The organism is Falsiroseomonas ponticola, assembly GCF_016805305.1.
GTDB classification, from domain to species: Bacteria; Pseudomonadota; Alphaproteobacteria; order Acetobacterales; family Acetobacteraceae; genus Falsiroseomonas; species Falsiroseomonas ponticola.
On record NZ_JAERQN010000003.1, the window covers coordinates 280,716 to 306,712 of the forward strand.

The following is a 25,997-nucleotide window of genomic DNA, read 5'->3' on the forward strand; positions in this document are numbered from 1 at the left end:
AGCAGACTTGCCGATGCAACCAGCATCGGCGGCATCTGCTTCCTGGCAGCAACGAAAAATCCCCTGCGGACCCTCAGCCGCCGGCATTCTCAAGCGGTCTCTCACGCCCGCGCGGTCAGCGCGGGCAGCTTCGCCCGCCTCGCGCCCGCCAGCCGCTCCAGCCCCAGATAGACGGCCGGGGTGGTGTAGAGCGTCAGCAGCTGGGAGACGATCAGCCCGCCGATGATGGTGATGCCGAGGGGCTGGCGCAGCTCCGCCCCCGGCCCGGTGGCCAGCGCCAGCGGCAGCGCGCCGAACAGCGCGGCCAGCGTCGTCATCAGGATGGGGCGGAAGCGTTCGCGGCAGGCTTCCAGGATGGCCGTCATGCCGCCCTCGCCGCCCTCCCGCTCATGCTCCAGCGCGAAATCCACCATCATGATGGCGTTCTTCTTCACGATGCCCATCAGCAGGATCACGCCGATCAGCGCGATGATGGTGAAGGGCGTGTTGGTGAACAGCAGCGCCAGCAGCGCGCCCACGCCGGCGGTCGGGATGGTGGAGATGATGGTCAGCGGGTGGATCAGGCTTTCGTAGAGCACGCCGAGCACGATGTAGATCGCGACCAGCGCGGCCAGGATCAGCAGCGGCAGGCCGGACTGGAAGTTCTGGAAGGCACGGGCATTGCCGGCGAATTCGCCGCGGATGCTGCCGGGCATCTGGATGTCCAGCACCGCCTTCTCCACCAGCTCCGCCGCCTGGCCGAGGGTCGCGCCCTCGCCCAGGTTGAAGCTGATGGTGGCGGCGGGGAACAGGCCCTGATGGGTGATGGATCGCGGCGCCACCGTCCGCTCCAGCCGCACCAGCGAGCCGAGCGGCACCGGCCCCGCCGCGCCGGGCACGAAGATACGTTGCAGGCCCTCGGGATTCTCGGTCAGCAGCGGGTCCACTTCCAGGATCACGCGGTACTGGTTGCGGGCGCGGTAGATGGTGGAGACCTGGCGCTGCGCGAAGGCGTTGTTCAGCGTGGCGCCCAGCGCCGCGACGGAGACGCCGAGCCGCGCCGCCGCATCGCGATCGATGACGAGGCGGGAGACGAGCCCCGTGCGCTGCTGGTCCGACGACACATCGGCCACCTGCGGGATGGTGCGCAGCTGCTGCACCAGCCGCTCGCTCCAGATGCCAAGCTCCTCCAGGTCCGGCGTCAGCAGCACATACTGGTAGGACCCGCTGGTGGACCGGCCGCCGATGTTGATGTCCTGCACCGGCCGCAGGAAGGTCTGCAGCCCCACGATGCGCGCAAGCGGCGCGCGCAGCCGCGCGATGACGCCATCGGCATTCAGCCCGCCCCGTTCCTCCTTCGGCTTCAGCGCGATCTGGATGCGGATGTTGCTGGAACTGCCGAAGAAGCCGCCGCCGCCGAGCGAGGCGGAGGCGCTTTCCACCGCCGGGTCGGCGCGCAGCACCTCCATCAGCCGCTGCTGGTACACCACCATCTGCTGGAAGGAGGTGTCGGGCTGCGCCTGGGCGGAGCCCTGCAGCAGGTTCGAATCCTGCGTCGGGATGAAGCCCTTCGGCACCACGGTGTAGAGCCAGACGGTCAGCGCGACGAGGCCGAGGTTGAACAGCCAGGTCAGCACCCGGAAGCGCAGCACCACCACCAGGCTCTTCATGTAGCCGCGGATGATCCAGTCCAGCGCGGCCTCGATGCCGCGGCCGATGCGCCCCTCGGGCTTCGGCTCCGCCCGCGCCAGATGCGCCGCCAGCATCGGCGTCACGGTCAGGGACACGATGGCGGAGATCGCGACGGCGATGGAGAGCGTCGCCGCGAATTCGCGGAACATGCGCCCCACGATCCCGCCCATGAACAGCAGCGGGATGAAGACCGCGATCAGCGACAGGCTCATCGACACCACGGTGAAGCCGATCTGCCGCGCGCCTTCCAGCGCCGCCTTGATGGGCCGCATGCCGCGTTCCTGCATGCGGGCCATGTTCTCGATCATCACGATGGCATCGTCCACGACGAAGCCCACCGAGATCGTCAGCGCCATCAGCGAGAGGTTGTTGAGCGAATAGCCCACCATCCACATGACGCCGAGCGTGCCGAGCAGCGACAGCGGCACGGCGATGCCGGCGGCGAACAGCGCCGATGGCTTGCGCAGGAAGACCGCCACCACCAGCACCACCAGCACGATGCTGATGAGCAGCGTGTGCTGCACCTCCGCGACCGAGGCGCGGATCGTCTCCGACCGGTCGCGCATGATGGTGACCTCGACGCCCGCCGGCATCCAGCGCTTCAGGTCCGGCAGCAGGGCGCGGATGCCGTCCACCACCTCCAGCACATTGGCGTCGGCCTGCTTGAAGATGGTCAGGATCACCGCCGGCTGGCCGTTGAAGGACCCGGATTGCCGGCGGTCCCGCGCCCCCTGTTCCACCCGCGCGATGGTATCGAGCCGCACCATCGCCCCATTCGCCTGGCGCACGATGATGGCGCCGAATTCCGCCGCATCCTGCAGCCGGTCGTTCACGCTGATGGCCGCGGATTGCAGCGGACCTTCCAGCATGCCCGTCGCCTGGGTGACGTTGGCGGCCGTGATGGCGGTGCGGATCTGGTCGAAGGAGACGCCCGCCGCCGTGGCCGCGGCCGGATCGACGGCGACGCGGATCGCGGGCTGCTCGGCGCCCGCGATATTGACCTGCGCCGTGCCATCCACCTGCGACAGGCGCGGCACCACCACATTGTCGGCGGCGTCATAGAGCTGCCCCGGCGTCAGCGTGCTGGAGGTCAGCACCAGGATCAGCACCGGCGCGTCGCCCGGGTTCAGCTTCCGGAAGGTGGGCGTGTTGGTCAGGCCGGAGGGAAGGTCCGACATGGCCGCGTTGATCGCCGCCTGCACGTCCCGCGCCGCGCTCGCGATCGGGCGGCTCAGGTCGAACTGCACGATCACCGTCGCGCTGCCGAGGCTGGAGGTGGAGGTCAGCTCCGTCACCCCCGGTATCTCCCCCAGCCGCCGTTCCAGCGGCGCGGCGACGGAGGACGCCATGATGGCGGGATCGGCGCCGGGCTGGCTGGCGCTGACGGCGATGGTCGGGAAATCCACGCGCGGCAGCGGCGCGACCGGCAGGTTGAAGTAGGCGACGAGCCCCGCCAGCGCGAGCCCGATGGCCAGCAGCGTGGTGCCGATGGGCCGCGCGATGAAGGGGGCGGAGATCGACACGCCCTACTCCGCCGCCGCCGGCGCCGCGCCGCGGAAGCGCCGCCCCACCCAGCCGCGCAAATCCTCCAGCGCCAGGTAGATGACCGGCGTGGTGTAGAGCGTGATGACCTGGCTCAGCAGCAGCCCGCCGATGACGGAAACGCCGAGCGGCAGCCGCAGCTCCGACCCCGCGCCATGGCCCAGCACCAGCGGCACCGCGCCCAGCAGCGCCGCCATCGTCGTCATCATGATGGGGCGGAAGCGCAGCAGGCAGGCTTCCCGGATCGCGTCGCGCGGGGACATGCCGTGGTCGCGCTGCGCCTCCAGCGCGAAGTCGATCATCATGATCGCGTTCTTCTTCACGATGCCCATCAGCAGCACGATGCCGATCAGCCCGAGCACCGAGAGGTCGAGCCCCACCATCATCAGCGCGACCAGCGCGCCGATGCCGGCGGAGGGCAGGGTGGAGAGGATGGTGATGGGGTGGACGACGCTTTCGTAGAGCACGCCGAGCACGATGTAGATGACGATGACGGCGGCCAGGATCAGCCAGCCCTGGCCGGCCAGGGACCGGTCGAATTCCGCCGCGTCGCCGCCGAAGCTTCCCCGCATGGTGTCCGGCATGCCGAGCCTGGCCTGCATGGCGCGGATGGCCGTGACCGCCTGGCCGAGCGAGGCATCGGGCGCCAGGTTGAAGCTGAAGGTCACGGCCGGGAACTGGTCCTGCCGCGTGATGGTCAGCGGCCCGCTGCCGCGCGTGATGGTCGCGATCTCCGCCAGCGGCACCTGCGCCGCGATGCCGTTCGTCACCGTGCCCGGCACGCGCAGCAGGCCGATGGCGGCGGGGTCGTTCATCTGGCGCGGATCGGCTTCCAGCACCACGCGGTACTGGTTCGCCTGGCCGTAGATGGTGGAGATCTGCCGCTGGCCCAGCGCGTCATACAGCGCGTCGTCCACCGCCTGCATCGTGACGCCGAGCCGCGCGGCGCGGGCGCGGTCCACCTGCACCTGGATGCGCAAGCCGTCCTCCCGCTGGTCGGACGCCACGTCCCGCAGCTCCGGGAGGTCCCGCAGCCCCGCCAGCAGCCGCGGCGCCCAGGCGCGCAGCTCATCGGCCGCGGTGTCGGTCAGCGTGTACTGGTACTGCGTGCTGGAAGGCCGCGTGCCGATCTGGATGTCCTGCACGGGCTGGAGGTAGGCGACCACGCCCGGGATGCGCGCGATCTCCGGCGCCAGCCGGTCGATCACGGCGGAGACGTCGTCGCTGCGCTCCGTGCGCGGCCGCAGCACCGCCACCACGCGCCCCGTATTCTGCGCGGCATTCACCGTGCCGGCGCCGGCGACGGAGGCGACGGACACCACCTCCGCATCCCGCGCCACCACCTCCGCCACCTGGCGCTGCAGCTCCGCCATGCGGGCGAAGGAGACGTCCTGCGGCGCCTCCGTCGTGATGGCGATGATCCCGGTATCCTGCAGCGGCAGGAAGCCCTTCGGCATCACGACATAGAGCCAGATCGTCCCGCCCAGCGTCGCCACCGCGATGGCCAGCATCAGCCCTTCCCGCGCCAGCGCCCAGTCCAGCGTGCGGGCATAGAGGCGCCGCAGCCATTCGAAGCCGGCCTCGAAGGCGCGGTTGACGATGCCGGGCTTCTCCTCCGCCTGCGGGCGCAGCAGCAGGCCGCACATCATCGGCGTCAAGGTCAGCGACACGATCATGGAGACGACGACCGAGATCGTCAGCACGATGGCGAATTCGCGGAACAGCCGCCCGACCACGCCTTCCATGAACAGCAGCGGGATGAAGACGGCGACGAGGGAGACGGTGAGGGAGACGATGGTGAAGCCGATCTGCTTCGCCCCCTCGAAGGCCGCGTCCAGCGGCTTCTTCCCCTCCTCGATCAGGCGGACGATGTTCTCGATCATCACGATCGCGTCGTCCACCACGAAGCCCGTCGCGATGGTCAGCGCCATCAGGGAGAGGTTGTCGAGCGAATAGCCGCACAGCGCCATCACGCCGAAGGTGCCGATGATGGACAGCGGCAGCGCCACCCCCGGCACCACGGTCGCCCGCGCGCTGCGCAGGAACAGGAAGATCACCGCCACCACCAGCACGACGGAGAGCACCAGGGTGAACTGCACCTCCTCCACCGAGGCGCGGATCGTCTCCGTCCGGTCGGAGACGACGGAAAGCTGCACGCCGGCCGGCAGCGCCCGTTCCAGGTTGGCCAGCTGCGCCCGCACCAGCTCCACCGTGCGGACGATGTTGGCGCCGGGCTGGCGCTGCACGTCGATCAGCACCGCGGGCCGGCCATTGTACCAGGCGGCGGTCAGCGTGTTCTCCAGGTCCTCCACCGCCGCGCCCACGTCGCGCAGCCGCACCGGCGCCTCGTCCCGCCAGGCGACGATCAGGTCGTTGAAGGCGGCGGGGGAGGAGATCTGGTCATTCGCCATGATGGCGGAAGCCTGCTGCGGCCCGTCGATGGAGCCCTTCGGCCCCGCGACATTGGCCGCCGCGACGGCGGTGCGCACGGTGGACAGGCCGATGCCATAGGCCGCGAGCCGCTGCGGATCGACCTGCAGCCGCACCGCCGGGCGCATGTTGCCCTGCACCGCCACGCGCCCCACGCCCGTCACCTGCGACAGGCGCTGCGCCAGCAGCGTGTCCACCACATCGGACAGCCGCGCGGTCGGCAGCGTGTCCGATGTCAGCGCCAGGGTCATGATGGGCGGGTCCGCCGGGTTCACCTTCTGGTAGGTGGGCGGATAGGGCAGGTTGGAGGGCAGGGTGCCCCGCGCCGCGTTGATGGCGGACTGCACATCCTGCGCCGCATCGTCGATGTCACGCCCCAGGTTGAACTGCAGCGTGATGCGGGAGACGGAGGGCCCGCTGACGGAGACCATCTCCGACAGCCCCGCGATCTGCGCCAATTGCCGCTCCAGCGATGCCGTGACCAGCACCGCGACCGTGTCGGGGGAGGCGCCGGGCAGCTGCGTCGTCACCTGGATGGTCGGGAAATCCACCTCCGGCAGGGAGGAGACCGGCAGGCGCAGATAGCCATAGAGGCCCGCCAGCAGCACCGCGACCGCCAGCAGGAAGGTCGCGATGGGCCGCGCGATGAAGGGGGCGGAGATGTTCATGCCCGGTCAGGGCCGCGCCGGCGCGGGCGCCTCGGCCGGCGGGGTGGCGGGCGCCGCCGGGGCCGCCGCCGGTGCCGCCGCCGGGGCCTGTTGCGGCCGCCGCCGCGCCTGCGGCACGGAAGGCGGCGGCCGCACGGGTTCGGCCACCTGCACCAGGCTGCCATTCACCAGGCGCAGCGCGCCCGATGTCACCGCGCGTTCCCCGGGCCGCATGCCCGCCAGCACCACCGCCTGCGTGCCGGCGATGGTGCCGATCGTGATGTTGCGCTGCTCCACCGTGCTGTCGTCCCGCACCACGAAGGCGTAGGGCCCCTGCGGCCCGCGCTGCACGGCCACCAGCGGCAGCACCGTCACGCCGCGCAGCACCGCCACCTGGATGCGCGTATTGACGAAGGCGCCCGGCCACAGGCGCTGGTCCTCGTTCGGGAAGGTCGCCTTGACGCGGATCGTCCCGGTGGCGCTGTCCACCTGGTTGTCGATGGTGACCACCTGGCCGATCGGGTTGGGCGGCTGGGGGGAGCCATCCAGCCGCGGCGGCGCATTCTCCGCCAGGCGCGCCTCCACCGGCACCGGCCCCGCGGCCAGCGCCTGCATCACCTGCGGCAGCGTCTGCTGCGGCAGGGTGAAGTTCACCGTGATGGGGCGCAGCTGCGTCACCACCACGATCCCCGTGGTGCTGCTGGAGGAGACGAGGTTGCCGATATCCACCTGCCGCAGCCCGACGCGGCCCTCGATGGGCGAGCGGATCGTCGCGTAGTCCAGCTGCGTGCGCGCGGCCTCGATGGTGGCCTGGTCGAACAGCACCTGCGCTTCCAGCTGCGCCACCTGGGCGCGCTGGGTATCGACCGTCTGCTGGGAGGTGCCGTTGCTGCGCAGCAGCTGCTGGTAGCGCGTCAGGTCCAGCCGCGCATTGGCCAGCTGCGCCTCCCGCTGCGCCTTGGTGGCCAGCGCCTGGTCCAGCGTCGCCTGGAAGCTGCGCGGATCGATGCGCACCAGCACGTCGCCCGCCTTCACCTCCTGCCCCTCGCGGAACGCGATCTCCGTGATGCGGCCGGAGACCTGCGGCACCACGGTGATGGTGTTGGAGGCCTGCACGGTGCCCAGCGCATCCAGCAGGATGGGCAGGTCCTCCACGCTGGCGGCGGCGGCGGTGACGGGGATGGCGGGCGCGGCGCCGCCGGCGCGGCGCAGGCCGGGCTGGCCGGGCGGCGGCGGCGCCTGCACCGCGGGCGCGAAGGGCGGCAGCCCGGCCTGCCAGGCATGGAAGGCGCCGCCACCCGCGATGGCGGCCAGCCCGGCCAGCAGCCAGGGCCAGCGCCGCCGGCGCGCCCGGACCGGCGTGGCCAGCTTCGTCTCCGCCGGGGCGGGCGGGGTCTTCGGGACTTCGTTCATCGGCTCAGGCTGCCTCCGGCGGCAGGGCCGCCCCACCCAGATGGCGCGGCGGCCGCATCCTCAACAGCCCATCCGCCGCCAAGGGCGGTGAACAGGGCGCTGGCGGCCTGCAACCGGCTGGTCTGCGCCTGGGCCAGCGCGGTGCGGGCGGAGAAGAGGCTGGTCTGCACGTTCAGCACCGTCAGCAGATCGACCGTGCCGGCGCGCAGCTGCGCCTCCGCGATGTCATAGGCGCGCTGCGCGGCCTCGACCCGCACGCGTTGCAATTCGACAAGCTCCGTCGTCCAGCGCAACGCGGAAAGGCTCGCTTCCGTATCCTCCAGCGCCGCCAGGATCGCCTGCTGGTAGCTGGCCAGCAGCTCCTCCCGTCGCGCGCGGAACTGGTCCACCTGGGCGCGCAGCGCGCCGCCATCGAAAATCGGCGCCGTCACGCCCGCCGCCAGGCTGTAGAGGGTGGAGCCCGGCCGCAGCAGCAGGTCCAGCGCGGTGGCGCTGACGCCGCCGCGCCCGGTCAGCGCGATGGTCGGGAACAGCGCCGCCCGCGCGGCCGCGACATTGGCGTTGGCGGTCGCCAGGTTCGCCTCCGCCAGCTGCACATCCGGCCGCCGGGCCAGCACCTCGGAGGGCAGGCCCACCGGCACTTCCGGCACGCGGATGGCGCCGATCCGCAGCGACTGCACCACCATCTCCCCGGGGATGGTCCCGGTCAGGGTGCCGAGCGCCAGCGCGTTCTGCTCGGCCGATTGCTGCAGGGGCGGGATGGCGGCGCGCTGCTGCGCCACCACCGTCTCCTGCTGCGCGACATCGAGGCCCGTGGCCGTCCCGGCCGCGATGCGGCTGCGCAGGATGCCGAGGTTGCGGGTCGCGACCTCCAGGTTGCCGCGCTGGATCTCCAGCTGTTCCCGCGCGCCGATCACGCTGAACAGCGCATTCGCCACCGCGGCCTGGGTGGACAGCGCCGTGACGCCGACGGCGTAGCGCGCCGCCTGCGCGCTGGACCGCGCGGCTTCCACCGCCGCCTGGTTGCGGCCCCAGAAATCGACCTCGTAGCTGGCGGACAGCGTGGCGCCGAAGCTGTTGGCCCCCCGCCCGGCGCTGCCCGGGTTCCGGTTGCCGGACCGCGACCGCCCGGCGGAGAGGTCCCCATCCACCGAGGGCAGCAGCGCGGCGCCGCTGATGCGCAGCTGCGCATCCGCCTGCCGCACCCGCGCATTCGCCGCCGCCAGATCGAGGTTGCCCGCCATGGCGGCGCGCATCAGCGCATCCAGCGGCGGCGCGCCGAAGGCCTGCCACCAGGCCGCGTCCGGCCACTGCATCGGCACCTCCGCCGCCCCCGGCGCGGGCGGCGCGGCCCGGCTGAACAGGGATGGCAGGCGGAGGCCGGAGGCGGCGGGCTCGATCCGCGGCGCGCAGCCCGCGGCAAGGGCCAGGGAAGCCAGGGCGACGCGGCGGCGCATGGGCGGGGGGGCAAGGGTCATCGCGGCGCAGGATACGCGTCTTTGCGCCCGGGGGGCATGCGGCGCTTCGGCGGGGGGGATCGGCATCCCCTTCGGTGTCGCCCACCGCCCGGCCCGGCGCCAGCATCCTTCGGCAACGAAGCGTTGCAGCCGGGGCGCCGCAAAACGGTTGACACCCTCAACAAGTTCGCCCGACCATCGACGCAATGGGCCAACGAGCCCGGAGGAAACGTGCATGAGCATTCCCCGTCGCGGCGCGATCACGCGCCGCCTTGCCCTGCTGGGTGCCGGCGCCGCGCTGGCCTCGCCGCTTGCCAGCCCGGCGCTGGCGCAGGCCGGATTCCCGAACCGCGCCATCCGCCTGATCATCCCCTGGACGCCCGGCGGCACGACGGATGTCGTGTTCCGGGTGCTGGCCACCGCGGCGACGCGCGAACTCGGCCAGAACGTGGTGATCGAGAACCGCAGCGGCGCCGGCGGCGTGCTGGCGGCGCAGTTCCTGGCCTCCGGTCAGGCGCGGCCGGATGGCTACACGCTGGCGCAGTCGCACATGGGCACGATCCGCCAGCCCTTCATGCGGCGCAGCCTGTCCTATGACCCGGTGAACGACATCACCTACATCATCCGCCTGTCCGGCTACATGCTGGGCATGGTCGTGAACTCCAGGAGCCCCTGGACGGACTGGGCCAGCTTCGTGGCGCATGCCCGCGCCAACCCGGACCGGCTGACGCATGGCAGCGTCGGCGTGGGCTCCGATGGCCATGTCGTCTCCCACGTCGTCTTCGAACGCGCCGGCATCAAGCTGCAGCACGTGCCCTTCCGCGGCATCTCGGAAGCGCTGCTGGCGCTGCATGCCGGGCAGATCGACTGCGTCGGCGATGGCTCCGGCTGGGCGCCCGGCGTGGAGGCCGGCGATTTCCGCCTGCTGAATGTCTGGACGGAGGAACGCAGCCCCCGCTTCCCGCAGGCGCCGACGCTGAAGGAGCTCGGCATGGACATGGCCTTCACCGCGCCCTTCGGCATCTCCGGCCCGAAGAACATGGACCCCGGCGTCGTCCGCGTGCTGCACGACGCCTTCCACAAGGCGCTGCTCGACCCCGCGCATCGGGAGATCATGCGCCGCTACGACCTGCCGCTGAGCTACATGAACACCGCCGACTACACCGCCTTCATCCGGGAGGAGGCGCTGCGCGAGCGCGAACTGGTCAACCGCCTCGGCCTGATCGCGGAATAGGGAAGGGACGGGGGGCTCAGGCCCCCCTTCCCAGCAGGAAATCGGCGCAGCGCTCGCCGATCATCACCGCGGCGGCATTGGTGTTGCCGCTGACCAGCGTCGGCATGACGGAAGCATCGGCGACGCGCAGCCGCGGCACGCCATGCACCCGCAGCTGCGGGTCCACCACCGCCATCGCATCGCGCCCCATGCGGCAGGTGCCGACGGGGTGGAAGACCGTCTTGGCCACCGTCCGCGCATGGTCCGCCAGCACCTCGTCCGGCACGTCATCGGCCGGGGAGGGCAGGATCTCCCGCTCGATCACCCGGGCCAGGGACGGCGCGCGCAGGATGCGGCGGGAGAGTTTCACGCCGCGCACCAGCGTCGCGATATCCTCCTCCGTCCCCAGCGCATTGGCGCGCAGCACCACGGGGTCCTCCACCCGCGGGCTGCGCAGCCGGACGCTGCCGCGGGCGGTGGGGCGCAGGATGCAGGGGTTGATGGTGATGCCGTGCCCCGGCGGCGCCGCGCGGTGCACATCCCCCACCAGCGCCGGCGTCAGGTGGATCTGCACATCGGGCCGCCCGCACCCGCTGGTATCCACGAAGGCCCCGGCCTCCACGATGTTGGAGGAGAGCAGGCCCGACCGCGTCAGGACATATTCCAGCCCGTGCCGCAGCGCGCGCCAGCCGCGGTCATGCCCCAGCAGGCTCGCCGCCTCCCGCGTCTGGCCATAGACGGGGGCGGAGATGTGGTCCTGGTAGTTCTCCCCCACGCCGGGCAGGTCCCGCCGCAGCGCGATGCCATGCGCCGCCAGATGCGCCGCCGGCCCGATGCCGGACAGCTGCAGCACCTTGGGCGACCCGATCCCGCCGGCGCAGAGGATCACCTCCTCCCGCGCCGTCGCCTGGTGCGTGGCGCCATCGGGGCCGCGCCAGCGCACGCCGGTGGCGGCGCCGTTCTCCATCAGGATGGCCTCGATCATCGCCTCCGTGCGGATCGCCAGGTTCGGCCGCCCGCGCACGCTGGCGAGGTAGGTGGCCGCCGTGCTGCCGCGCCGCCCCTCCATCGTCGTCGTCTGGAAGAAGCCGGCGCCGTCCTGCCGCGCGCCGTTGAAGTCGTCCGTGTAGGGCACGCCCGCTTCCTGCGCCGCGCGGATGAAGGCGTAGCTGAGGGGGTGGCGGTAGCGCGTGTCGGAGACGCGGAGCATCCCCTCCGTCCCGTGCCAGGGGCCGGCCAGGCGCTGGTTCGCCTCCGCGCGGATGAAGAAGGGCAGCACATCCTCCCACCCCCAGCCCTCCGCGCCCTGTTCGGCCCAATGGTCGTAATCCGCGTGCTGGCCGCGGATGTAGATCATGGCATTCACCGAGGATCCGCCGCCCAGCGTGCGGCCCTGCGGCACATGCATCGGCCGCCCCTTCAGCCCCGGCTCCGCCTCCGACCGGTACATCCAGGTGCGGGGGGACCCGATGACGCGGACGAAGGTGCCGGGGATGTGGATGAAGGGGTGGTTGTCCGGCTTGCCGGCCTCCAGCAGCAGCACGCCCTTGCCGGCCGCCACCAGCCGCTGGGTAATGACGCAGCCGGCGGAGCCACCGCCGATGACGATGTAGTCGGTGCCCTGCACGGCCCGGTTCCCCCCTGGCGGCCGCGGCCCGGCGGCGGCCTTGCGGGAAGGCTAGCCGTGACCGTTGACAGCGACAACCAATCCGCCGCTCAGCCCCGCTCGCCCGGCACCTCCGTCGCCTGGCCCAGCGTCTCCCGCACATAGAGCTTCTTGACCATGACGAAGGCCACCACGGTCAGCGGCGCGGCCAGCACGGCGCCCGCCAGGCCGAAGATCGCGCCGAAGGCCACCACGGAAAGCAGCAGCAGCGCCGGCGGGATGTTCACCATCCGCTGCGTCACCAGCGGCGCGATCACCGCCCCTTCCAGCTGCTGGATCGCGACGAAGAGCAGCAGGGTCCAGAGGAAGGTGTCGCCGCCGATCGTCAGCGCCAGCAGCAGCGCCGGCACCGCGCCGAGGATGGAGCCGATCACGGGCACGAATTCGCAGAGCCCGGCGAAGATCGCGATGGCGAGCGGCGCCGGCAGGCCGAGCGCCCAGGCGCCGAGCCCCGCCAGCATGCCGACGATGGCCATGGAGAGCAGCGTGGCCAGCAGCCATTGCCGCAGGCTCTTGCCGCTGGCCGCCATGGCTTCATCCGCCCGCCGCTGCTGGCTGCGCGGCAGCAGCATCACCAGGCCGCGCCGGTAGCGCCCCGGATCGGCGGCCAGGAAGACGCCGCCCACCATGGCCAGCACCACCGCGGCCGCCGCATCCACCACCGTCGCGCCGAAGCCCGCGACGCGCCCCAGCGCGCTGCCGACCGCGCCGGGATCGACGGATGCGCCGCCGGGCTGGCCTTCCGCGCCGCCGCCGCCCGGCAGCTGGATGCCGAGCCGCCGCTGCGCCTGCTCCACCGCCTCCGGCAGGATCTCCCCCAGCCGGGAGACCTGCGCCTGCACCTGGCTGCCCATCAGCGCGCCGCCCAGCGCCAGCACGGCCAGGACCAGCCCCGCCGCCGCCGCCAGCGCCCAGCGCCGGCCGAGCCAGCGCTGGAAGGGCGCGGCGGCGGCGAGGAGCCCGACCGCCACCACCACCGCCGCGAAGGCCAGCAGCACCGCTTCCCGCGCCATCCAGAGGGCGAGCAGCAGCACGAGGATCGCGGCCACGATCAGCGTGCGGCGCAGGAAGGCGATGTCGGACCGCCATCCGCCGCCGGGCGGGGGGGAAGGGGGGGCGCTGTCGGGCATCGGGGGGCCTTTCCGGGGTCGTGCAGCGGCACAACGCGGGAAAGGCGCCCTGGTCGTTCCGGAATCCGCCGGTGGGGGCCGGCCCCTCAGCCGGTGTCGCCGCGCAGCGCCGCCTCCGCGGCGCCGGCCTCGCGCAGCGCCGCGATGGCGGTGCCGACCGCCGCCTCCTCCACCTCGGCCAGCACGCGGATGGCCCCGGCGCGCTGGCCCTCCACCGGCGCGCCCTGGCGCGCATCCTCGGCATCGGCGCCGGAGACGCGGGTGCCCGCGCTGTTCTCGCCCCCCTCGGCGAAGGCCTGGATGCGGCGGCGGTCCATCCCGTGTTCCTGCACCAGCCGCTCGACCGCGATCTCCGCCTCCCGGCGGGTCTCGAACAGCCCTGTCACCACCTGCGCCATGCCTGGCTTCCCCTCATGCTCAAGGGGGCACAACGCCGGCGGACGGCATGGCGTTGCCGCGGCCGGGCGGGTCAGGCGACCGGCGCCGGCTGCTCCACCAGCCGGCGCAGCGCATAGGGCAGGATGCCACCGGCGCGCAGCCACAGCGCCTCCTGCTGCGTATCGGCGCGGCAGACCAGGCTGACCGCCTCCACCCGTCCATCCCCGCGATGGATGCGCGCGCCGATCCGCCGCCCCGGCGCGAAACCCTCCAGCGGGTCGTCGATGTCGAAGGTCTCGCTCCCGTCCAGCGCCAGCGTCAGCCGCGTGACGCCCGGCGGGAATTGCAGCGGCACCACGCCCATGCCGACCAGGTTGGAGCGGTGGATGCGCTCGAAATCCTCCGCGATCACGGCGCGCACGCCGAGCAGCCGCGTGCCCTTCGCCGCCCAGTCGCGCGACGATCCGTTGCCATAGGCGGTGCCGGCCACCACCACCAGCGGCACGCCCTCGGCCCGGTAGCGCTCCGCCGCCTCGAACACCGTCGTCACCTCGCCGCCCGGCATGTGGCGGGTGAAGCCGCCCTCGCGCCCCGGCGCCATGGCGTTGCGCAGGCGGGTATTGGCGAAGGTGCCGCGGATCATCACCTCATGGTTCGCGCGGCGGTCGATATAGGTGCCGAAGTCGCGCGGGGAGAGGCCGCGCGCCGCCAGGTATTCCCCCGCCGGCGTCCCGGCCGGGATGGTCCCGCCCGGGGAGATGTGGTCCGTCGTCACCGCATCGCCCAGGATCAGCAGCGGCCGCGCGCCCCGGATCGCGCCCGCGGGCGTGCCGAGGCCGGGCTCCAGGAAGGGCGGCGGCAGGATGGAAAGGCTGTCCGCCCGCCAGTCGAGCCGCGCGCCCTCGGCCACCGGCAGCGCCGCCCATTCCGGCCCGCCATCGGCCATGCCGCCATAGACCGCGTGGAACAGCCCTTCATCCAGGTTACGCGCCATGGTCGCGTGGATCTCCGCATCGCCCGGCCAGAGTTCCGCCAGCATCACCGGCCGGCCCTGCTCATCCAGCCCGAGCGGTTCCCGCGCCAGGTCATGCAGCACCGTCCCCGCGATGGCATAGGCCACGACCAGCGGCGGGGAGGCGAGGTAGGTGCCGCCGACCTGCGCGTTCAGCCGCCCCTCGAAGTTCCGGTTGGTGGAGATGACGCCAAGCGCCACCAGCCCGTCCCGCGCGATCGCGGCCGAGGTTTCCGGCAGCAGCGGGCCGGCGCCGCTGCCGCAGGTCATGCAGCCATAGCCGATGACGTGGAAGCCCGTGGCCGCGAGCGGCGCCAGCAGCCCCGCCTTCTCCAGCATCGCCGTGACCACGCGCGATCCCGGCGACATCGATGCCTTCACCCAGGGCCGCGCCGCCAGCCCCCGCGCCGCCGCGTTGCGCGCCAGCAGCCCCGCCGCGATGACCTGGTGCGGGTTGGCGGTATTGGTGCAGGACGCGATGGCGGCGATGGCGATGTCGCCATGCCGCAGCGCCCGGTCGCCCCGCCCGGGCGGCGGCGCCACCGCGGCCGTGCCCGCGAAGGCGCGGTGGAAGCTGGCCGGCACGGCGGAAAGCGGCACGCGGTCCTCCGGCCGGCTCGGCCCGGCGAGGGAGGGCTCCACCGCGCCCAGGTCGAAATCCACGCTGCGGGCGTAATGCGGCGCCGCCGCCCCCGGCTCCCGCCACAGCCCCTGGGCGCGGGCATAGGCTTCCACCCGCGCCACCTGCGCCGGCGCGCGGCCGGTGCCGGCGAGGTAGCGGATCGCCTCCGCTTCCAGCGGGAAGAAGCCCATGGTGGCCCCGTATTCCGCCGCCATGTTCGCCAGCGTCGCGCGGTCCGGCAGCGTCAGGGCGTCGATCCCCGGGCCGTGGAACTCCACCACCGCGCCCACCACCCCCGCGCGCCGCAGCGCCTGCGTCAGCGTCAGCACGACATCCGTCACCAGCACGCCCGGCCCCGGGCGCCCCAGCAGCCGGCAGCCCACCACCGCCGGCACGGGCAGGGAGACGGGCTGGCCCAGCAGCGCCGTCATCGCCTCGATCCCGCCCACGCCCCAGCCGAAGATGCCGAGCGCGTTGATCATCGGCGTGTGGCTGTCCGTCCCCACCAGCGAATCCGGGAAGAGGATCCGCCTTCCGTCGCGCATCCCCGTCACCACCCCGGTCGCCAGGTGTTCGAGGTTGACGTGATGCACGATGCCGTTGCCCGGCGGCACCACGCGGAGATTCGCGACTTGCGCCATGGCCCAGCGCACCACCGCGTAGCGTTCCCGGTTGCGCGCCATCTCCTGCCGCAGATTGGCGGCGAAGGCATCGGCGGATCCGGTGAATTCCGCCGTCACCGAATGGTCCAGCACCAGCTCCACCGGGATGCCGGGATTGGCGAGGCGCGGGTCGAGCCCCCGCGCCGCCAGCGCATCGCGCAGCATCGCCAGGTCGATCAGCAGCGGCACGCCGGAACTGTCGGGCATCAGCACGCGGGCGGGGTGGAAGGCCACTTCCTCCAGCGCCGGGTTCGGCGCCGGCCAGCGGGCCAGCGCCTCCACCTGCGCAGGCGGGATCACCAGCCCGTCCTCGTTCCGCAGGATGTTCTCCAGCAGCACCCGCAGCGCGAAGGGATGGCGGGAGAGATCGACGCCAAGCGCCTCGCCAAGCGCGGGCAGGCTCGCATAGTCGAAGCCTTCCCCGCCGACCGTGAGGGTCCGCCAGGCGCCGAAGCTGTCGCGTGCCATCGGATCAGTCCTCCGCGCCGGTCATGCCGTGCCCCACGCCGCCGCATGGGCGCGGTACCAGGCGAGCAGCGGCGCCGCGCCCGCCTCCGCCCAGGGGCCCGCCATCAGGCAATGCGGCGCCTCCGGCAGCAGCGCATGCCCGCCGCCGAGGAAGCGCGCGATGGCCTCGTCCTGCCCGGCCGGGTGGCGTTCCGCATCGTCCCGCCCGGCCTCCACCACGAGCGACGGGATGGCGGCGAAGCGCGCCGGGTCGATCGCGATGCGCAGCGCGTAGCGGTCGTTCAGCACCCGCGGCGATTCCGGCGACAGCGCCGCGAGGTAGTCCGCCACGCCCGCCGGCCGCGCGCCGCCGAACCAGCGGGCCACGGCCACCTCCTCCCGCGGCGGGGGGACCATGGCGCCCTCCGCCACCAGCGGCACCGCCGCCGCGCCGGGCAGGTTGCCGGGCGGGGAGGGGGCGATGAGGAGCAGCCCCGCCACGTCCCGGATCAGCGCCGCCGCCCGCATCGCCACCAGCGCGCCCAGGCTGTGGCCCAGCAGCACCACGCGGCCCCCCAGCGCCGCGGCGGCCTCCGCCGCATCCGCCGCGTATTCCTCCACCCCGGCGGCGGGATCGGCCCCATCCTCCAGCGTGCCCTTGCCGCGCAGCTCCAGCGCCGCGGCCGGGATGCCGGCGGCGCTCAGGATGGACAGCCAGGGCGCGAAGCACCAGGCGCCGTGATAGCCGCCGGGGATGCAGAGGATGGGCACGCCCGCCCCCGGCCCCGCGAAGACCGCGCCGCGGGACAGCGCGATGCGGCGCGTGCCCGGCGGAACCCGGCCGGGCGGCGGCGCCAGGTTCACTCCGGCTGGATCCCGGCGATCCGCACCCAGTCCCGCCACCGCTCCCGGTCCGCCACCAGGAAGCGGTCCATCTCCGCCGCGGGCAGGAAGCCCGGGGTCAGGCCCTGGCGCACCAGCGCGGCGGAAACCGCCGGGTCCGCCACCGCGTCGCGCAGCAGCGTGCCCATCCGGTCCAGGATCGGGCGCGGCGTGCCGGCCGGCGCCGTCAGGCCGAACCAGCCCTCCACCACGAAGCCCGGGATGCTCTCCGCCACCGTCGGCAGGTCCGGGTTCTGCACGGTGCGGCGCGCGGCGGAGACGGCGATGGGCACCACGCGGCCGGATTGCAGCGCCGGCGCCGCCGACAGCGCATCGAGGAAGGCGAACTGGATCTGCCCGCTGATCAGGTCCGGCACGATCTGCGTGATGTTGCGGTAGGACGCGCCCGTCACGTCGATCTCCGCCCGCGCCTTCAGCAGCGCCGCCGGCACCTGGGAGGAGGAGGAGTAGTAGCCGTAGAAGACCCGCCCCGGATTGGCCTTCGCATGCGCCACCAGCGCGGGGATGGAATTCACCGGCCCCTCCGCCGGCACCACGGCGATGGTGGGGTAGGTGCCCAGCAGCCCGACATGCGCGTAGTCCCGCACCGGGTCATAGGGCAGGCGGCGGAACAGGAATTCGTTCGCCGCATGGGTGGAGTTGGTGGAGATCAGGAAGGTGTAGCCATCCGGCGCCGCCTGCTTCGCGGCTTCCGTGCCGATCACGCCGCCGGCGCCGGCGCGGTTGTCCACCACCACGGGCTGGCGCAGATGCGGCTCCAGGAACCGGCCCAGCGTGCGGCCGATGAAATCCGCGGCACCCCCGGCGGCGGAGGGGATGATGAGCCGCACGGGCCGGTTCGGCCATTCCGCCTGCGCCCGCGCCGCGCGGGGCAGCAGCGGCGTGGCGGCCAGGGCGCCCAGCATGGCACGGCGCCTCATCCCCTTGGGCGTCATCGATATCCTCCCGATTCCCGATCCGCGCCCCGGTCCGGGGCGGCGCTGGGGGGAGCATTCCCGAAGTGGCGGCGGATTGCACGGGGGGTCCTGCCCGCTTCCCGGCCCGCCCCGGGCCCGCGCGCCAGAAAAAAGGCCGGGCCGCGATGCTGCCATCGCGACCCGGCCCTGCATGCCAGGCCCCCCGCGGGCCCCTGCCGCCGCGCGTCACGCGGCCGGCGGCAGGCGCCCCGTGGGGCTGGTCCGAGGGGAGGAGCCCCTCAGACCGAGTAGTACATCTCGAACTCGACGGGGTGCGGCGTGTGCTCGAACTTGTACACGTCGCCCCACTTCAGCTCGATGTAGGACTCGATCTGGTCCTTGGTGAACACGTCGCCGGCCAGCAGGAACTCGTGGTCGGCGGCGAGCGCACCCAGCGCCTCGCGCAGCGAACCGCACACCGTCGGGATGCCCTTCAGCTCCTCCGGCGGCAGGTCGTACAGGTCCTTGTCCATCGCCTCGCCCGGATGGATCTTGTTCTTGATGCCATCGAGGCCGGCCATCAGCATGGCGGCGAAGGCCAGGTACGGGTTCGCACCCGGATCCGGGAAGCGGACCTCGACGCGCTTCGCCTTCGGGCTCGTCGCGTAGGGGATGCGGCAGGAGGCGGAGCGGTTGCGGGCCGAATAGGCCAGCAGCACGGGGGCCTCGAAGCCCGGGATCAGGCGCTTGTAGGAGTTGGTCAGCGGGTTCGTGAAGGCGTTCAGCGCCTTCGCGTGCTTGATGATGCCGCCGATGTAGTACAGCGCCGTCTCGGACAGGTCGGCATAGCCGTTGCCCGCGAACACCGGCTTGCCGGCCTTCCAGATGGACTGGTGGACGTGCATGCCGCTGCCGTTGTCGCCGTAGATCGGCTTCGGCATGAAGGTCGCGGTCTTGCCGTAGCTGTGCGCCACGTTGTGCACGCAGTACTTGTAGATCTGCATGAAGTCGGCCTGCTGGACCAGCGGCCCGAACTTCGTGCCCAGCTCATGCTGGGACTGCGCGACCTCGTGGTGGTGCTTCTCGATCGGCAGGCCCATCTCGCCCATCGTGGAGAGCATCTCGGCGCGCAGGTCGGTCTCGCTGTCCACCGGCGGAACCGGGAAGTAGCCACCCTTGACGACCGGGCGATGGCCCATGTTGCCTTCCGGGTAGTCCTTCATGTTCGCGCCGGGGCCCTCGATGGACTCCAGCATGTAGTGGCCGAAATTGCCGCCCGTGCCGAACTTCACGCTGTCGAACACGAAGAACTCGGCTTCCGGGCCGAAGAAGGCGGTGTCGCCGATCCCCGTGGACTTCAGGTAGGCCTCGGCCCGCTTCGCGGTGGAGCGCGGGTCGCGGGAATACATCTGGCCCGTGGACGGCTCCACGATGTCGCAGAACAGGATCATCTGCGGCTTGGCCGCGAAGGGATCCATGACGGCGGTGGAGGCGTCCGGCATCAGGATCATGTCGGACTCGTTGATCGCCTTCCAGCCGGCGATGGAGGAGCCATCGAACATGATGCCGTCCGTGAACACGTCCTCATCGATCGTGGAGACGTGCTGCGCGGTGTGCTGCCACTTGCCGCGGGGATCCGTGAAGCGGAAGTCCACGTATTCGACGCTGTGCTCCTTGATCATCTCCATGACCTTGGAGACGGCGGCATTCGTGCCCCCGGCTGCCGGCTTCTTCGCCATCGTGTGCGGTCCTGTTTCCGTGCTCAACCCCGGTCCCTGTGCCGCGCGGCGTTACCGGTCCCCGCCGCGCGCCCGGATGCTGCCGTCGCTCCCGGTGGGAGCAGTCCGGCGACCCGGCCAGCCTTCCCCGGCATCGCTGCCGGTCCGGCCCGTCTCCTCCCGCCCCGCATCCTGCGGGCCGGGCGAAATCCCCCCGGTCCGCCTGCGGCGGGCCGGATCAAAGCGTCAGACCGCGTCCTCGCCCCGTTCGCCGGTGCGGATGCGGATCACTTCCTGCACGTCGCTGATGAAGATCTTGCCGTCGCCGATGCGGCCCGTGCGGGCGGCCTGCGTGATCGCGTCGATCGCGCGGTCCAGCAGCTCATCCGGGCAGACGACCTCGATCTTCACCTTGGGCAGGAAGTCCACGACGTATTCGGCGCCGCGGTACAGCTCGGTGTGGCCCTTCTGACGGCCGAAGCCCTTGGCCTCCACGACTGTCAGCCCCTGCAGGCCGATCTCGTGCAGCGCGTCCTTCACCTCATCGAGTTTGAAGGGCTTGATGATGGCCTCGATCTTCTTCATCGGCTCCGTCGCTCCGCACGCGTCTGAGTTGCGTGCGCTCATTCCCCCCGGCGCCCGCCACGCCGGCGGGTCCGGCCCGCTGGCCCGGCCCGGCGTATCCGCCGGACCTCAGCAGGCGCCCCTGCTTCGCGTCGTTTTGCATGGCCCGTGCCAAGCCGGCAACGCCACACGCCGCGGATTCTCGGGGGGGTAGGAGAAAAACCGCCCCTGTGTTGTGCAATCAGCACAAAAAACGGGCTTTCGCGCGTCGCGACATTGCGCCCCCGGCCCACCCCTCCCATCATCCCTCGCCGAACCCCCAACCCGTGCTATGCGGACCCCACCCCGCGATCCCCCCGAGGCCCCGACGTGAAGCCCCAGAACGACCTGCTCTCCGCCACCGGCACCACCATCTTCACGGTGATGTCCGCCCTGGCCAACGAACACGGCGCCATCAACCTCGGCCAGGGCTTCCCGGACTATGACGGGCCCGCGGATGTCATCCACGCCGCCGCCGCGGCCCTCCTCGACGGCCGCAACCAGTACCCGCCCATGACCGGCGCGCCCGAGCTCCGCCAGGCCGTCGCCGCCGCCAACAAGCGCTTCTACGGGATCGAGGTGGACCCCAACGCCGAGGTCGTCGTCACCTCCGGCGCGACGGAGGCCATCACCGCCTGCCTCATGGCCGTGCTCAACCCCGGCGATGAATGCGTGCTGATCGAGCCGCTCTACGACACCTACCTGCCGGTGGTGAAGCTGCTGGGCGCGATCCCCCGACTGGTGCGCCTGACGCCGCCCAAGTGGGAACTGCCCCGCGCCGAACTCGCCGCCGCCTTCGGCCCGAAGACCAAGGCCATCCTGCTCAACACGCCGATGAACCCGACGTCGAAGGTGTTCACCGCGGCCGAGCTCGCCTTCATCGCGGACCTGGTCCAGAAGCACGATTGCTACGCGGTGTGCGACGAGGTCTATGAACACCTGACCTTCGATGGCTGGAAGCACATCCCGCTGATGACGCTGCCGGGCATGCGGGAACGCTGCATGCGCGTCGGCTCCGCCGGCAAGACCTTCAGCCTGACGGGCTGGAAGATCGGCTACGTCACCTGCGACCGCTCGCTCGCCCCCAATGTCGCGAAGGCGCACCAGAACCTGACCTTCACGACGCCGCCCAATCTGCAGCGTGGCGTGGCCGTCGGCCTGGCCAAGGACGATGCATATTTCGAGGGCCTCTCGAGCAGCCTCCAGGCCAAGCGGGACCGGCTGGCGACGGGCCTGGCGCGGCTCGGCTTCGGCGTGCTGCCGACCCAGGGCAGCTACTTCATCACCACGGACTTCCGGCCGCTGGGCTTCAACGGCGACGACGTCGCCTTCTGCCGGGCCCTGACGGTGGAGGCGAAGGTCACGGCCATCCCCGTCACGGCCTTCTACGCCAGCGCGGATGCCCCCAACCACTACGCCCGCTTCGCCTTCTGCAAGGGCGATGCGGTGCTGGATGCGGCGCTGGCGCGGATGGAAGGCTGGATCGCCTCCCGCGCCGGCGGACTGCGCGCCGCGGCGGGCTGACCACCCTGCGGGTGGCAGCGGGCTGACCACCGCGCGGGTGGCAGCGGGCTGACCACCCCGCGGGTGGCAGCGGGCTGACCACCCTGCGCGCGGCAGCGGGCTGAGGGGCCCCGGGCCCCCCTGTTGACGCAAAGGCCCCCTCGGCCTTATCTCCCGCCGCCCGGGCACCACCCCGGGCAAGGCGTGTGGCGGTCGTAGCTCAGCTGGTAGAGCGCCAGGTTGTGGTCTTGGATGTCGCGGGTTCGAGCCCCGTCGATCGCCCCACTCGCCCTCTCCCCCCTCGGGGGGTAGCCTCCCCCCGAACCACTCAGGGGGAACACCGGACATGCAGATCAGGCTCGATGGGCGCGTCGCGCTCATCACCGGCGGCTCGAAGGGCCTCGGCCTCGCCATCGCCACCCATTTCGTCGAATCGGGCGCCTCCGTCGCGCTGGTCGCGCGCGGAGAGGAAGCCCTGGCAACCGCCAGGGCCGGCATACTCGCAAAATTCCAGGGCGCGCGCGTCGCCGCCATCGCCGCCGATGTCGGCACGGCGGAAGGCTGCGCCCGCGCCGCCGCCACGGCCGCGGCCGAACTCGGCCCCATCGACATCCTGGTGAACAATGCCGGCACCAGCCAGCGCGGCGCCTTCATGAGTGTGGACGACGCGCTCTGGCAGGCGGATCTCGACCTCAAGCTCTTCGCCGCCATCCGCCTCACGCGCGCGGTCTGGCCGGGCATGCAGGAACGCCGCTGGGGCCGCATCATCAACGTGCTGAACACCGGCGCCAAGGCGCCGCCGGCGCAGGGTGCGCCCACCACCGTCTCCCGCGCCGCGGGCATGGCGCTGACCAAGGTGCTTGCGGGGGAAGGCGCGCCCCACAACATCCTGGTCAATGGCATGCTGGTCGGCATCATCGAGAGCGATCAATGGGTCCGCCGCCACGCGGCCGACCCGCGCGGCATTTCCTGGGAAGACTGGAAGGCCGAGCAGGGCCGCGGCGTGCCGCTGGGCCGCATCGGCAAGGCCGAGGAATTCGCCGCGCTGGCCACCTTCCTGGCCAGCGAGAATGCCGGCTACATCACCGGCACCGCGATCAACGTCGATGGCGGGCGCAGCCCCGTCGTCTGAACCAGGCGCCCGCCCGGGATGGTGATCCTCGTCATCCTGGGCGGCATCCTGCTGCTGGCGCTGATCTTCGGCCCGCAACTCTGGATCCGCCACGTCCTGTCCCGCGCCCAGGCGGACCGCCCGGACCTGCCCGGCACCGGCGCCGACCTCGCCCGCCACCTGCTGGACGAGGCCGGGCTGCGATCCGTCCGGGTCGAGGAAACGCCCGATGGCGACCACTATGACCCCGATGCGCGCGTGGTGCGCCTGACGCCCCCGCATTTCGGCGGCCGCTCCATCGCCGCCGTCGCCGTCGCGACGCATGAGGTCGCGCACGCCGTGCAGCATGCGCGGGAGGAGCCCGGATTCCGCCGCCGCCAGGCCCTCGTCGCCGCCATCGCGCCGGTCTTCCGCCTGGCGCAGATCGTCATGGCGACGATCCCGCTGCTGCTGATCCTCTTCCACTCCCCGGCCTTCATCGCGCTGCAGCTCGGCGCCATCATGGCGCTGCTGTCGCTGCGCGTCGCGATCCACGCCGTGACCCTGCCGGTCGAACTCGACGCCAGCTTCAACAAGGCGCTGCCGGTGCTGGAAGCCGGCGGCTACCTGGCACCGGCCGACATGCCCGAAGCCCGCCGCGTGCTGAAGGCCGCCGCCTTCACCTACGTCGCCGCGGCCCTCGTCACGCTGCTCGACGTGCTGCGCTGGTTCCGGCGCTGAGCCTGCCGTGCTAGCGGGCGCCAATACCTGCAGGAGGACCCGCCATGGCTCGTGAACTCACCGTCGGAATCGCCGGCCTCGGCGCCATCGGCCTGCACCTGGCGCGCGCGCTGGATGCGGGCGTGGAAGGCCTGACGCTCCACGCCGTCTCCGCGCGGGACCACGCCAAGGCGCGCGCCAACCTGGCCGGCTTCAGGACCCAGCCGCCCATCGTCGCCCTGAAGGACCTGGCCGGCGCCGACATCGTCGTCGAAGCCGCCCCCGCCGCGGTGTTCGAGGAAGTCGCCACCGCCGCCATCGAGGCCGGGCGCATCTTCGTTCCCAGCAGCGTCGGCGCCCTGCTGCCGCGCATGCACCTGGTGGACCGCGCCCGCGAAACCGGCGCCCGCATCATCGTCCCCACCGGCGCGCTGCTCGGCCTCGATGCCGTGCGCGCCGCGGCGGAAGGGGAGGTCGCCTCCGTCACCATCGAGACGCGCAAGCCCCCCCGCGGCCTGGTCGGCGCGCCCTACCTCGAACAGCACAAGATCGACGTGATGGCCGTGAAGGACGAGAAGCAGCTCGTCTTCAAGGGCAACGCCTTCGACGCCGCCCAGGGCTTCCCGGCCAACGTCAACGTCGCCGCCGCGCTGGCCCTCGCCGGCATCGGGCCGCAGCGCACGACGATCGAGATCTGGGCCGACCCGCACGTCACCCGCAACACCCACACCATCCGCGTCGAGGCCGCCGCCGCGCGCCTGACCATGACGATCGAGAACGTGCCGAGCGAGGAGAACCCGCGCACGGGCAAGATCACGCCACTCTCGATCCTGGCCTGCCTGCGCGGCCTGACGAGCACGCTGAAGGTCGGCAGCTGAGGGGCGGTTCCTCGGGGAGGGCGCCGCCCTCCCCGAACCCCACCCGCCAGGGCCGAGACGGCCCTGGACCGTCGTCAGTATAGTCGCGACGCATGAGGGGGGCCTCGGCCCCCCTCATGCGTCGCGACTGCATTTGCTGGCGGGGCCCGGGGACCGCCACGGTCCCCGGCGGGGTGGGTCCGGGAGGGGCAGCGCCCCTCCCGGGACAGCGCAACCTCAGCCGCGCGGCATCACCTGTTCGGCCAGCGTCGCGAACCAGCTCGCCCCGATCGGCAGGATGTCGTCGTTGAAGTCGTAGAGCGGGTGGTGGACCATCGCGTCGCCTTCGCCCTTGCCGCCGCCGAGGAACAGGTAGGCGCCCGGCTTCTCGTTCAGCATGAAGCTGAAATCCTCGCCGCCCATGGTGGGCTGGGGCAGGGGGCGCGCGCGGCTTTCACCGACGACGGTGGCGGCGGCCTTGGCGGCGATGACGGTGCTTTCGGGTTCGTTCACCGTGGCGGGGTAGGCGCGGGTGAAGCTCACTTCGGCCTTGGCGCCGAAGGCGGCGGAGACGCCGGTGACGATCTCCTTGAACTTGCTCTCGAGCAGGTCGCCCACTTCCGGCAGGAACCAGCGCGCCGTGCCGCGCAGCTTCACGCTTTCCGGGATGACGTTGAAGGTGTGCCCGCCTTCGATATGCGCGATGGTGATGACGCCGGATTCCAGCGGGTTCACGTTGCGCGCCACCACGGATTGCAGCGCGGTGACGACGTGCGACGCGATCAGGATAGGGTCGATGCCGTTATGCGGCATCGCGCCATGGGCGCCGCGGCCGGTGATGGTCGCTTCCAGGTTGGCGACCGCGGCCATGACGGGCCCCGGCGCGTGCAGGAAGACGCCTTCCGGCGCGCCCGGCCAGTTGTGCATGCCGAAGACGCGGTCCATGGGGAAGCGGTCGAACAGCCCTTCCTTCACCATCACCTCGCCGCCCGCCAGGTTCTCCTCCGCCGGCTGGAAGATCAGGTAGACGGTGCCGTCGAAGTTGCGGGTTTCCGCCAGGTACTTCGCCGCACCCAGCAGCATGGTGGTGTGCCCGTCATGCCCGCAGGCATGCATCAGGCCGGGCTTCTGGGATGCCCAGGGCTTGCCGGTCTGCTCCTCGATCGGCAGCGCGTCCATGTCCGCGCGGAAGCCGATGGCGCGGCCCGAATTGCCGTTGCCCCGGATCACGCCGACCACGCCGGTCTTGGCGATGCCGGTGATGACCTCATCCACGCCGAACTCCCGCAGCTTGGCCGCGACGATGCCGGCGGTGCGGACTTCCTCGAACCCCAGCTCGGGATTCTGGTGAAAATCCCGGCGCCATTCGGTCATCTCGGGGTGGAATTCGGCGATCCGGTTGACGATCGGCATGGGG

18 protein-coding genes and 1 tRNA gene are annotated in these 25,997 nt (G+C 72.0%); 6 read left to right on the forward strand and 13 right to left on the reverse strand.

The features are described from left to right. Positions 1 to 101 precede the first annotated feature (101 nt). The 4 genes from JJI54_RS11855 to JJI54_RS11870 are packed head-to-tail and all read right to left on the reverse strand — an operon-like array spanning position 102 to position 9,181. The gene (locus JJI54_RS11855; RefSeq protein WP_203073194.1) at positions 102 to 3,194 is read right to left on the reverse strand and encodes an efflux RND transporter permease subunit; all 3,093 of its coding nucleotides are present in this window, start codon (positions 3,192 to 3,194) and stop codon (positions 102 to 104) included. Between the two features lie 3 nt (positions 3,195 to 3,197). Next, on the reverse strand, positions 3,198 to 6,311 hold the full coding sequence (locus tag JJI54_RS11860; protein WP_203073195.1) for an efflux RND transporter permease subunit: 3,114 nt from the start codon (positions 6,309 to 6,311) through the stop codon (positions 3,198 to 3,200). Positions 6,312 to 6,317: 6 nt separating this feature from the next. Beyond that, the gene (locus JJI54_RS11865) at positions 6,318 to 7,703 is read right to left on the reverse strand and encodes an efflux RND transporter periplasmic adaptor subunit (RefSeq protein WP_203073196.1); all 1,386 of its coding nucleotides are present in this window, start codon (positions 7,701 to 7,703) and stop codon (positions 6,318 to 6,320) included. After that, the gene (locus tag JJI54_RS11870; RefSeq protein WP_226381677.1) at positions 7,700 to 9,181 is read right to left on the reverse strand and encodes an efflux transporter outer membrane subunit; all 1,482 of its coding nucleotides are present in this window, start codon (positions 9,179 to 9,181) and stop codon (positions 7,700 to 7,702) included. The genes JJI54_RS11865 and JJI54_RS11870 overlap by 4 nt, the downstream gene beginning before the upstream one ends. A gap of 214 nt (positions 9,182 to 9,395) precedes the next feature. Here JJI54_RS11870 and JJI54_RS11875 point away from each other — a divergent pair, with 214 nt between their 5' ends. After that, positions 9,396 to 10,394 carry a tripartite tricarboxylate transporter substrate binding protein gene (locus JJI54_RS11875; RefSeq protein WP_203073197.1) on the forward strand — a complete coding sequence of 333 codons (999 nt, stop codon included), beginning with the start codon at positions 9,396 to 9,398 and terminating at the stop codon, positions 10,392 to 10,394. 16 nt (positions 10,395 to 10,410) lie between these two features. On the opposite strand, the gene JJI54_RS32965 is transcribed toward JJI54_RS11875, so the two are convergent. From JJI54_RS32965 to JJI54_RS11915, 8 genes are all read right to left on the reverse strand, one after another. After that, positions 10,411 to 12,000, reverse strand: coding sequence for a GMC family oxidoreductase (locus JJI54_RS32965; protein WP_203073198.1), 1,590 nt, complete (start codon positions 11,998 to 12,000; stop codon positions 10,411 to 10,413). Between the two features lie 89 nt (positions 12,001 to 12,089). Next, positions 12,090 to 13,169: an AI-2E family transporter gene (locus JJI54_RS11885; protein ID WP_203073199.1), complete on the reverse strand. Its 1,080-nt coding sequence runs from the start codon at positions 13,167 to 13,169 to the stop codon at positions 12,090 to 12,092. A gap of 86 nt (positions 13,170 to 13,255) precedes the next feature. Beyond that, positions 13,256 to 13,567, reverse strand: a complete 312-nt coding sequence (locus JJI54_RS11890) for a hypothetical protein (protein ID WP_203073200.1) — start codon at positions 13,565 to 13,567, stop codon at positions 13,256 to 13,258. Between the two features lie 71 nt (positions 13,568 to 13,638). Continuing rightward, on the reverse strand, positions 13,639 to 16,311 hold the full coding sequence (acnA, locus tag JJI54_RS11895) for an aconitate hydratase AcnA (RefSeq protein WP_203073201.1): 2,673 nt from the start codon (positions 16,309 to 16,311) through the stop codon (positions 13,639 to 13,641). 21 nt (positions 16,312 to 16,332) lie between these two features. Next, positions 16,333 to 17,154 carry an alpha/beta hydrolase gene (locus tag JJI54_RS11900; protein WP_203073202.1) on the reverse strand — a complete coding sequence of 274 codons (822 nt, stop codon included), beginning with the start codon at positions 17,152 to 17,154 and terminating at the stop codon, positions 16,333 to 16,335. After that, positions 17,151 to 18,113 (reverse strand): Bug family tripartite tricarboxylate transporter substrate binding protein, encoded by a 963-nt coding sequence (locus JJI54_RS11905; protein WP_203073203.1) that lies wholly within the window; start codon positions 18,111 to 18,113, stop codon positions 17,151 to 17,153. The genes JJI54_RS11900 and JJI54_RS11905 overlap by 4 nt, the downstream gene beginning before the upstream one ends. Before the next feature lie 275 nt (positions 18,114 to 18,388). Further along, on the reverse strand, positions 18,389 to 19,828 hold the full coding sequence (gene glnA, locus JJI54_RS11910; protein WP_203073204.1) for a type I glutamate--ammonia ligase: 1,440 nt from the start codon (positions 19,826 to 19,828) through the stop codon (positions 18,389 to 18,391). A 225-nt stretch (positions 19,829 to 20,053) separates the two neighbouring features. Next, positions 20,054 to 20,392: a P-II family nitrogen regulator gene (locus JJI54_RS11915; RefSeq protein ID WP_203073205.1), complete on the reverse strand. Its 339-nt coding sequence runs from the start codon at positions 20,390 to 20,392 to the stop codon at positions 20,054 to 20,056. 348 nt (positions 20,393 to 20,740) lie between these two features. Between JJI54_RS11915 and JJI54_RS11920 the strand changes: the two genes are divergently transcribed. The 5 genes from JJI54_RS11920 (at position 20,741) to JJI54_RS11940 (ending at position 24,601) form a co-directional block, all read left to right on the forward strand. Continuing rightward, on the forward strand, positions 20,741 to 21,934 hold the full coding sequence (locus JJI54_RS11920; RefSeq protein ID WP_203073206.1) for an aminotransferase: 1,194 nt from the start codon (positions 20,741 to 20,743) through the stop codon (positions 21,932 to 21,934). A 188-nt stretch (positions 21,935 to 22,122) separates the two neighbouring features. Then, a tRNA-His gene (locus JJI54_RS11925) sits at positions 22,123 to 22,198 on the forward strand. A 61-nt stretch (positions 22,199 to 22,259) separates the two neighbouring features. Further along, entirely contained in the window at positions 22,260 to 23,045 is a 786-nt protein-coding gene (locus tag JJI54_RS11930; RefSeq protein ID WP_203073207.1) for an SDR family NAD(P)-dependent oxidoreductase, read from the forward strand. 18 nt (positions 23,046 to 23,063) lie between these two features. Then, positions 23,064 to 23,744 carry a zinc metallopeptidase gene (locus JJI54_RS11935; protein ID WP_203073208.1) on the forward strand — a complete coding sequence of 227 codons (681 nt, stop codon included), beginning with the start codon at positions 23,064 to 23,066 and terminating at the stop codon, positions 23,742 to 23,744. A gap of 44 nt (positions 23,745 to 23,788) precedes the next feature. Then, entirely contained in the window at positions 23,789 to 24,601 is an 813-nt protein-coding gene (locus tag JJI54_RS11940) for an aspartate dehydrogenase (protein WP_203073209.1), read from the forward strand. 216 nt (positions 24,602 to 24,817) lie between these two features. On the opposite strand, the gene JJI54_RS11945 is transcribed toward JJI54_RS11940, so the two are convergent. Further along, positions 24,818 to 25,993, reverse strand: a complete 1,176-nt coding sequence (locus JJI54_RS11945; RefSeq protein ID WP_203073210.1) for a M20 aminoacylase family protein — start codon at positions 25,991 to 25,993, stop codon at positions 24,818 to 24,820. Positions 25,994 to 25,997: the final 4 nt, after the last annotated feature.

What these genes read in the sequence shown, in the direction of transcription:
- JJI54_RS11860 (WP_203073195.1), bottom strand. Translation starts at nt 6,311, where the DNA reads ATGAACATCTCCGCCCCCTTCATCGCGCGGCCCATCGCGACCTTCCTG.
- JJI54_RS11865 (WP_203073196.1), bottom strand. Translation starts at nt 7,703, where the DNA reads ATGAACGAAGTCCCGAAGACCCCGCCCGCCCCGGCGGAGACGAAGCTG.
- JJI54_RS11870 (WP_226381677.1), bottom strand. Translation starts at nt 9,181, where the DNA reads ATGACCCTTGCCCCCCCGCCCATGCGCCGCCGCGTCGCCCTGGCTTCC.
- JJI54_RS11875 (WP_203073197.1), top strand. Translation starts at nt 9,396, where the DNA reads ATGAGCATTCCCCGTCGCGGCGCGATCACGCGCCGCCTTGCCCTGCTG.
- JJI54_RS11885 (WP_203073199.1), bottom strand. Translation starts at nt 13,169, where the DNA reads ATGCCCGACAGCGCCCCCCCTTCCCCCCCGCCCGGCGGCGGATGGCGG.
- JJI54_RS11890 (WP_203073200.1), bottom strand. Translation starts at nt 13,567, where the DNA reads ATGGCGCAGGTGGTGACAGGGCTGTTCGAGACCCGCCGGGAGGCGGAG.
- acnA (WP_203073201.1), bottom strand. Translation starts at nt 16,311, where the DNA reads ATGGCACGCGACAGCTTCGGCGCCTGGCGGACCCTCACGGTCGGCGGG.
- JJI54_RS11905 (WP_203073203.1), bottom strand. Translation starts at nt 18,113, where the DNA reads ATGAGGCGCCGTGCCATGCTGGGCGCCCTGGCCGCCACGCCGCTGCTG.
- glnA (WP_203073204.1), bottom strand. Translation starts at nt 19,828, where the DNA reads ATGGCGAAGAAGCCGGCAGCCGGGGGCACGAATGCCGCCGTCTCCAAG.
- JJI54_RS11915 (WP_203073205.1), bottom strand. Translation starts at nt 20,392, where the DNA reads ATGAAGAAGATCGAGGCCATCATCAAGCCCTTCAAACTCGATGAGGTG.
- JJI54_RS11930 (WP_203073207.1), top strand. Translation starts at nt 22,260, where the DNA reads ATGCAGATCAGGCTCGATGGGCGCGTCGCGCTCATCACCGGCGGCTCG.
- JJI54_RS11935 (WP_203073208.1), top strand. Translation starts at nt 23,064, where the DNA reads ATGGTGATCCTCGTCATCCTGGGCGGCATCCTGCTGCTGGCGCTGATC.
- JJI54_RS11940 (WP_203073209.1), top strand. Translation starts at nt 23,789, where the DNA reads ATGGCTCGTGAACTCACCGTCGGAATCGCCGGCCTCGGCGCCATCGGC.
- JJI54_RS11945 (WP_203073210.1), bottom strand. Translation starts at nt 25,993, where the DNA reads ATGCCGATCGTCAACCGGATCGCCGAATTCCACCCCGAGATGACCGAA.